Here is a 6,439-nt window from a genome sequence, read left to right as displayed (position 1 = left end):
ACCCCCCCGCGGGCTCTCGCCGCTTCCGCCCTCGGGGTTTACCCCCGCCGGCCCGGGGTGGCCCCCGGGGGTCGCGGGGCCCCCCCCCGCCCCCCCCGGGCCCTGCGTAGCCGTCCGCAGGACTACGGCTGCATCTCGTACGCGCCCGACAGCGCCTCGACGCGCGCCCACATCTTCGCGGCCCGCTCGGCGTCGGCCACCGGCCGGCGCACGTGCGCGAGCGCCCAGGCGGCCTGCTCCTCCGTGGCCGAGGCCTTGCCGTGCAGCTCGGTCGCGTGCGCGGAGAAGTCGCGGACCAGCGCGTCGAAGACCTGGTCCAGCACGTCCGCCTCCAGGCCGGTCAACTCGGCCTGCTCCAGCACCAGCTGGCCGTAGACGATCAGCGCGAACAACTGGCCGATCTCCAGCAGGAAGTCGAGGTCCGCCTGCTGCTCCTTGCTCGGTGCGTGCGTGAGCAGCAGCTCGCAGAAGCCGTCGGCCTGCTCGCGGAAGCGGGCGACGTTCGGCAGGTGTGCGTGCCGGTCGTAGGCGGTGCGCCAGTCGTGGAAGCGGATCGCGCCGAGGCCGCGGGCGGGGCCCTGGTGGAACAGGAAGACGTCGTCGGCGGCGTCCTTGCGGGTCGGCACGGGCGCGTAATCGGCCGGGGCGAACAGGTAGTTGGCCATGAACTTGAGGATCAGCGCCAGGTTGACGTGGACGGTGCCCTCCAGCTTCGGCAGGCCGCGGATGTCCTTGGCGGCCTTGTCGAAGTAGGTGTCCGCCTCGAAGCCCTTGGCCGCGATGACGTCCCACATGAGGTCGATGACCTTCTCGCCCTCGGTGGTGACCTTCATCTTGGTCATCGGGTTGAAGAGCAGGTAGCGGCGGTCCTCGGGGGAGGCGGTGCGGAAGTAGTCCACGGCCCGCGCGCTGAACAGCTTCATCGCCACGAGGCGGGCGTACGCGTCGGTCAACTCGCGGCGCACGTGCGGGAAGTCGGTGACCTTGCGGCCGTACAGGACGCGGTTGTGGGCGTGCGTGACCGCCTCGTACATGGCGTGCTCGCAGATGCCGACCGACGCCGTGCACAGGTTGAACTTGCCGACGTTGACGGTGTTCAGCGCGGCGTCGAACGCGGCCTGGCCGGTGTGCAGCACGTCCTCGGCGCGCACCGGGTAGTCCTCCAGCTGGAACTCGCTGACGTACATCTGGCTGTTCACGACGTTCTTGACCAGGTGGTACGCCTCGTGGCGGCTGTCGGCGGCGAAGAAGACGTAGCCCTCGGGGCCCTCGACGTCCGAGCGGCGGCCGAACACCGAGACCAGGCCGGCGACGTTGCCGTTGCCGATGTAGTACTTCGGGCCCGTCGCGGTGAAGCCGCCCTCGCCGTCCGGGGTGAGGATCATGTCGGTGGAGTAGATGTCGGCGCCGTGGGTGCGCTCGGAGAGGCCGAAGGCCATGACGTGACCCTCCGCCAGGAGGCGGGCGGCGCGGGCGCGGACGGCCTCGTTCTCGCTCTGCCACACCGGGCCGAGGCCGAGGATGGTGACCTGCCAGGTGTACCAGTAGCCGAGGCCGTAGAAGCCGAGGATCTCGTTCAGCTCGGCGATCCGGGAGGTGTCCCAGCGCTTGTCCGGGTCGGCGGCGGAGGGGGTCAGGAACTCCGCGAACAGGCCCTCCTTGGCGGCGAATTCGAGGAAGTCGCCGTACCAGGTGCGGTCGATGTAGGTGTCGATGAGCGCCTTCTTGCCGCGCGACTCGAACCAGTCGACGGTCGCGCGCAGCAGCCGGCGGGTCGGCTCGTCGAACTGCGCGGGGTCGTAGGTACGCGGGTTGAAGAGCATCACGGGCTCCCGGGGGTCGAGGGTGTGGAGTGACTGTGGGGTGGCTGTGGGGTGGGGCCAGGGGCGGCGCGGGAGGGCGGTCGACGGCCGACGACGGACAGGTAACAGATAACAGATTTCAAACTCTGTTATCTGTCTTCTGTCATCTGTCGGCCGTCATCTGTTCGCCGCGGTCCGCTCCCCGTTGCCTGTCGCGTCGTCAGGGCCGGTGCCGTCGGCGACGAGGCGGTGCAGGGTGGTGAGCACGTCGTCCAGCCAGGCGAGGGTCATCCGCTCGTACTCGATGCCGCCGCGCAGCACCACGTGCTGGAGTTCCTGAGCGGTGTCGAGCGAGGTGAGGTCGGGGAAGTCGCGCTGCTCGCCGTGCAGGTAGCGGGTGAGCAGGGCGGCGTGGCCGTCGCGGTGGCGCTCGACCTCGGAGATCAGCGCGGCCGGGTCGTCGAAGGCGGCGGCGCGGATCTTCACCGCGAGCTCGTGCCGGACGGTCTCCGGCTCGACCGGTTCGCGCAGCCAGTCCGCGAGCGCGGCCCGGCCGGGCCCGGCCGCCGAGTAGACCTTCTTGTCCGGCCGGCCGTCCTGGGCGATCTCCTCGGCGGCGATCCAGCCGTCCGCCTCCATGCGCCGCAGCACCCGGTAGATCTGCTGGTGGGTGGCGGTCCAGAAGCGGCCGATCGAGCGATCGAAGCGCCGGGCCAGCTCGTAGCCGGAGCCGGGCTGCTCCAGCAGTGAGACGAGGATCGCGTGCTCCAGTGCCATGCCCCGCATCCTGCTATGCAACGAGTTGCATAGGCAATGGCGCGCCGGAGCGGTGAGACGCAGGTCACCGCCGTGATCGGATGGTTATCGACCTTTTCGGACTATTAGGTGCAAAACGTTCGAGAAGCGCCAGAATGGGTACGGGGCAAGCGCCTTCCACGATCCGAACCACAGGAGGTGGTATCGGTGTCAACCCACACCCCGATGGGCATGGAGCACCATCCGGACATCGTCGAACTACGCGAACACTACGAGCGGGTCACCTCGACCCCGCGCGCCCAGGGCATCGAGGCCCTGGCCGTGCTGGCGGGCCTGTTCCTGGCCGCATCGCCCTGGATCGTCGGCTTCACCGCCTTCAGCACCCTCACCGTGACCTGCCTGATCGTGGGTCTGGCCTACACCCTGCTGATGGCGGGCTACGGGTCGGCCTACGAGCGCACCCACGCGCGGGCCTGGGCGGCCGCGGCGCTCGGCATCTGGACGATCATCTCCCCCTGGGCCGTCTCCGGATCGGTCGCGCACGGCAAGAACATCGTCACCTGCGTCATCGTCGGCGCCGTGATGTTCCTGCTCGGCCTCGCGGCGATCTCGATGGCCACGATCACGTCGAACGGAGCAGCGATGCGACTCGGCCGGGCCGGCCGCGCCAAGGGCTGACCTTCCCCGCAGCCCGCGTCCGGGGCACGGAACGGCGGCCCGCCGCCCTCCGCGCCCCGGCGCACACCGGCCGCACGCACACCGGCCGCACGCCCGCCGCACGGGCCTTCGCCGCCGAGCCCGTCGCCGCACCCGTCCGTGACGGCCCCCGCTACGGACGCGTCATCCGCAGCACGTCCAGCGCCTCGTCCAGCTGCTCCTTGGTGAGCTTCCCCTCCTCCACGTACCCGCGCTCCAGCACCACCTGACGGATGGTCTTGCGCTCCGCCAGGGCCTGCTTGGCGACCTTCGCCGCCTCCTCGTACCCGATGTACCGGTTCAGCGGGGTGACCACCGACGGCGACGACTCGGCGTACTCCCGGGCCCGTTCGACGTTGGCGGTGATGCCGTCCACCGTGCGGTCGGCCAGCAGCCGGGCGCTGTTGGCGAGCAGCCGCACCGACTCCAGCACGTTGCGGGCGATGACGGGGAGCATGACGTTCAGCTCGAAGTTGCCGCTCGCGCCGGCCAGCGTGACCGTCGCGTCGTTGCCGACCACCTGTGCCGCGACCATCAGCACCACCTCGGGCAGCACCGGGTTCACCTTGCCCGGCATGATCGACGAACCGGGCTGGAGGTCCGGCAGGTTGATCTCGCCGAGGCCGGTGCGCGGGCCCGAGCCCATCCACCGCAGGTCGTTCGCGATCTTGGTGAACCCAACCGCGACGGTGCGCAGCTGACCGCTCAGCTCGACCAGGGCGTCGCGCGCGCCCTGTGCCTCGAAGTGGTCGCGGGCCTCGGTCAGCGGCAGGTCGGTGGCGCGGGCCACCTCCTCGATCACGGCCGCCGGGAAGCCGGGCGGGGTGTTGATGCCCGTGCCCACCGCCGTGCCGCCGAGGGGGAGTTCGGCGACCCGGGGGAGCGTGGCCAGCAGCCGCTCGCGACCGTGCCGCACCTGGGCGGCGTAGCCGCCGAACTCCTGGCCCAGCGTGACGGGCGTGGCGTCCATCAGGTGCGTGCGGCCCGACTTGACCACCTGCGCGAACTCGGCGGCCTTGCGCTCCAGCGCCTCGGCCAGGTGCTCCAGCGCGGGGATCAGGTCGTGCGTGACGGCGGCGGTGGCGGCGATGTGGATCGAGGACGGGAACACGTCGTTGGACGACTGGCTGGCGTTGACGTGGTCGTTCGGGTGCACCGGCCGGCCCAGCCGCTCGGCGGCGAGGGTCGCGATGACCTCGTTCGCGTTCATGTTGGACGAGGTGCCCGAGCCGGTCTGGAAGACGTCCACCGGGAACTCGCCGTCCCAGCGGCCCTCCGCGACCTCCTCGGCCGCCGCCGCGATGGCCGCCGCCGTCTCCTCGTCCAGCACGCCGAGCCGGGCGTTCACCCGTGCCGCCGCGGCCTTGATCCGGGCCAGCGCGGCGATGTGCGCGCGCTCCAGGCGCTGCCCGGACACCGGGAAGTTCTCCACCGCCCGCTGCGTCTGCGCCTGCCACTTGGCGGCCGCGGGCACGCGGACCTCGCCCATCGAGTCGTGCTCGACGCGGTACTCCTGCCCGGCCTCGTGGACCTGGCCGGCCTGGTGGCCCCGGTGGTTCTGGTCGGCCCGCTGTCCGTGGCCCTGCTGATCACCCATCGCGTGCTGCACCTCCTGAACGGTCCCGAACGGCGTCCCCGTCCCGGTCTCCGATCTTGACAGCCGCGCGCGGGCCCCGGGTATTTCCGGGGGCCCGCGCGTTCACCCCCGGGGGTTACGGCAGTTCGGCGCGGACCAGGCCGCCGGGCGCGGTGCCGGCCTGGGCGACCGGTGCGCCGCCCGGTGCCCAGAAGCCCGAGCCGCCCGAGGTGGCCGGGAAGTCGCCGCTGGCCCCGGCGCTGGTGGAGAGGACGCTCCAGACGCCGTGGGCGGCGGCCCGGGCCCCGAGGTGCTCGTCGCGGCGGGCTGCGGATTCGGGTGAGGGGCCGTAGAGGGTGGACGCGACGTAGGCGTCGATGCCGAGGGCCGCCGTCTCCTCGGCGTGCGTGGGATCGGCGGCGTCCGCGCAGATCGCGAGGCCCAGCCTGACCCCGTCCAGCTCCAGGACGACGGGTGCGTCCCCGGCGGTGAAACGGTTCAGCTCCTCGCCGTGCAGCCGCATCTTCCGGTAGACGACGGAGACCCCCTCGCCGGTGACCGCCATGGTCACGATGTATTCGCGCCCGTCGGCGTCCGCGGCCGGGGCCCCGGCCAGCGCGGTGGCGCCGGTCTCGGCGCAGGCGGCGATCAGCGGCGCGAGCCGCGCGTCCGTCGGGTCGAGGGCCGGGGCGGTGAGGTCGTAGCCGGTCAGCGACAACTCGGGGAACACCACGAGCCGCGCTCCGGCCTCCCGGACGGCCGCGGCGTGCCGGGCGGCGTTGCCGGAGACGGTGTCCGGCCGGCCGGGCTCCTCGCAGACGGGCTGGGCGACGGCGACGGTCAGGGATGCGGGCATGGCGGTGCTCCCGGGCGCGAGGCGGAAAAGATCAACTTATGCGGTCGTCCGATGGCCCGACAAGAGGCTTCGGCGGGCGGCCAGGCGGGCAGGCAGACAGACGGCCAGGCAGGCGGGCAGGACGGAACCCGGGTCGGGCTCCGGCACGGCTGGTCAGCCGCACCCCGGCACGCCACTATGAGCCGCATGACCAACGACCAGGGCGCCACCGCCCGCTACGAGGCCATCGCCGACGAACTGGCGCCGCGCGGCGCCCACCGGAGCAAGATGTTCGGCATGCCCTGCCTGAAGGACGTCAACGGCAAGGCCTTCGCCGGACTGCACAGCGGCGAACTGGTCTGCCGCCTCGGCCGCGACTCGGCCGAGCACGCGGAGGCCCTCGCGACGGAGGGGGCGCACCTCTTCGACCCGGCGGACGGGCGGCCGATGAAGGACTGGGTCTGCCTTCCCGAATCGGCGGCCGGGCAGTGGCAGCGCTACGCGGAGGCCGCCCTCGCCGCGCCACGCTGACGGGCCCCGGGCCCGCCCTCGCCGCGCTGACGTGTCCCGGGCCCGCCCGCGCCGCGCTGACGGGCCCCGGGCCACTCCGGCGGCCCCGGCCGCGCATCGGCATGAGCCATGATCACTCGTACGGGTGAATGATCGGCTGGAACGCTTCAAACGGCCGTCCGCCACTTCGTACGCTCCTGCCCGGACCCGGGGCCGACGACGGACACCCGGGCGACGAGCTCAGGGGGCGGGACGGTTGACCAC

6 protein-coding genes are annotated in these 6,439 nt (G+C 72.2%); 2 read left to right on the top strand and 4 right to left on the bottom strand.

The genetic code is table 11. From position 1 onward, the window contains the following. Positions 1-122: 122 nt before the first annotated feature. Together ACFV4F_RS01095 and ACFV4F_RS01090 are read right to left on the bottom strand one after the other, a co-directional pair. On the bottom strand, positions 123-1,823 hold the full coding sequence (locus ACFV4F_RS01095) for an acyl-CoA dehydrogenase family protein (RefSeq protein ID WP_380499965.1): 1,701 nt from the start codon (positions 1,821-1,823) through the stop codon (positions 123-125). A 156-nt stretch (positions 1,824-1,979) separates the two neighbouring features. After that, positions 1,980-2,579 carry a PadR family transcriptional regulator gene (locus tag ACFV4F_RS01090; protein WP_380445575.1) on the bottom strand — a complete coding sequence of 200 codons (600 nt, stop codon included), beginning with the start codon at positions 2,577-2,579 and terminating at the stop codon, positions 1,980-1,982. Positions 2,580-2,765: 186 nt separating this feature from the next. Here ACFV4F_RS01090 and ACFV4F_RS01085 point away from each other — a divergent pair, with 186 nt between their 5' ends. Beyond that, positions 2,766-3,236: an SPW repeat protein gene (locus ACFV4F_RS01085; RefSeq protein ID WP_329930749.1), complete on the top strand. Its 471-nt coding sequence runs from the start codon at positions 2,766-2,768 to the stop codon at positions 3,234-3,236. A 151-nt stretch (positions 3,237-3,387) separates the two neighbouring features. Here the strand turns inward: ACFV4F_RS01085 and ACFV4F_RS01080 are convergent, their stop codons facing one another. Together ACFV4F_RS01080 and ACFV4F_RS01075 are read right to left on the bottom strand one after the other, a co-directional pair. Beyond that, entirely contained in the window at positions 3,388-4,851 is a 1,464-nt protein-coding gene (locus tag ACFV4F_RS01080; RefSeq protein WP_380445576.1) for a class II fumarate hydratase, read from the bottom strand. Between the two features lie 115 nt (positions 4,852-4,966). Next, entirely contained in the window at positions 4,967-5,686 is a 720-nt protein-coding gene (locus ACFV4F_RS01075; protein WP_380499964.1) for a carbon-nitrogen hydrolase family protein, read from the bottom strand. A gap of 186 nt (positions 5,687-5,872) precedes the next feature. Here ACFV4F_RS01075 and ACFV4F_RS01070 point away from each other — a divergent pair, with 186 nt between their 5' ends. Continuing rightward, complete coding sequence (locus ACFV4F_RS01070; RefSeq protein WP_380445578.1) at positions 5,873-6,196, top strand: hypothetical protein; 324 nt, start codon at positions 5,873-5,875, stop codon at positions 6,194-6,196. Positions 6,197-6,439: the final 243 nt, after the last annotated feature.

The organism is Kitasatospora sp. NPDC059722 (assembly GCF_042733235.1).
Taxonomy (GTDB): domain Bacteria; phylum Actinomycetota; class Actinomycetes; order Streptomycetales; family Streptomycetaceae; genus Kitasatospora.
Note: the sequence above shows the minus strand (reverse complement) of the source record. Positions and strands in the feature narration are given on the sequence as shown.